The sequence below is a fragment of the Legionella qingyii genome, assembly GCF_003184185.1.
Window position 1 is genome coordinate 2319 of record NZ_QHJG01000058.1, and the last position, 1252, is coordinate 3570.

Genomic DNA, 1252 nt, shown 5'->3' on the forward strand with positions numbered 1-1252 from the left:
ACAATGTTCACCAGCAATTGGATGAATCTTTTCAAAATCTTAATCAAGGGAAGGAGTTGATTCAGAAAGATCAGCATGATCTAATGGATAAACAGAAAGCTGTATTGCATGAGGGTATGGTTAGGGCACAAAAAAATGTGCTTTTACCTGAAAATGTTCATCTACCCAAGGAGGCTTTAGAACTCCACCATAAAGGAGAGTAAAATGGATAATACACAATTAAAATTAGCTGTTGCAGATGACATTAGAACTATAAAACATCTTGATCCAGATATTATTCCTGCGCGAGTGTACTATGGTGATTTTTTTAAGATAATGTTGGCTATTTTTTGGAGCATTTTTGTTGTTATCTCATCAACATTAGCTTACTCATTTACCTTCAATACACAATTTAAAACGCCTGCAACTTATTCAGAAATTATTAGTTCATCGGTTATTGTGGCTTTTTTCTTAAGTTTAGGTGCCCTGATCGTATTATGGAACTCGGTTAATTTCTTTGTTCTTTTTCGTTTACATCTGGAGACGAAACTAAAAACGGGTGTTTTACTGGTCAAAAAATTTAAACTCATAGCCAAAGTATTTTTGGGCTTTTTTGTCTTTTTTTGCACTGTATTTGGCAGTTATGGTGAAGATACGCAAATCTTGTTAATGCTTGGATTTGCATTTTTTGGAAGCCTTGCCGCGACCTACTTTCTGGTAAGTATGGAATTAAGCCGTATTGGAATAAGCACTATTTTTACAGTAATCAATGAGTTTTTCCATAAAGAAAAGAGGATTGACTTACCGCTTAGATAAGAAAATAAATAAACATTTTTAATTAATTTTAAGCACTTTAAGAGCAGTGCTAGCTACTGCTTTGCCCAAAATACACAAGGAGAAGAACAGATGCGTGATGAGCCTAATTTCAAACACTATACTCGTGGTGGACAAATTAGTTTCCATAATCTTCGCATGTGGGATCAAATTACCAAATCGTTGACCTTAATTTGCCTGATGCTTTGGGTAGTGTTTACCGGACTTATTATTTGGAGTGTCACTTCAGTTGAAAAGCTACAACATGCATTTGCTTATTATGGGGCTCAATTTTTAAATGCTATTGGTCAAAAGCATGATTTTCATTTTTCATTCCATGGTAAGACCTACACACAAAATGTACAGCAAATTCTTCATTATTCCTATTACCGTGATAATGCCAATGAAATCATCAGAACCATGGGACAATCAGCTTTAGTTGCATTTTGCATGGCATTTC

The 1252-nt window shown here is 34.7% G+C and carries 3 protein-coding genes; all 3 read left to right on the forward strand.

Annotated elements, in window-relative coordinates; genetic code table 11:
* A partial coding sequence (locus DGG96_RS20690; protein ID WP_165831652.1) for a hypothetical protein occupies positions 1-203 on the forward strand: 203 nt, incomplete at its 5' end.
* A gap of 1 nt (position 204) precedes the next feature.
* On the forward strand, positions 205-795 hold the full coding sequence (locus DGG96_RS19860) for a hypothetical protein (RefSeq protein WP_110144194.1): 591 nt from the start codon (positions 205-207) through the stop codon (positions 793-795).
* A 90-nt stretch (positions 796-885) separates the two neighbouring features.
* Positions 886-1252, forward strand: a 367-nt coding sequence (locus tag DGG96_RS19865) for a TraD N-terminal domain-containing protein (RefSeq protein ID WP_276309334.1), incomplete at its 3' end; no start/stop codon positions are given.

Excerpts from the sequence above, each read along its gene's own strand:
- DGG96_RS19860 (WP_110144194.1), top strand. The coding sequence starts at position 205 with ATGGATAATACACAATTAAAATTAGCTGTTGCAGATGACATTAGAACT.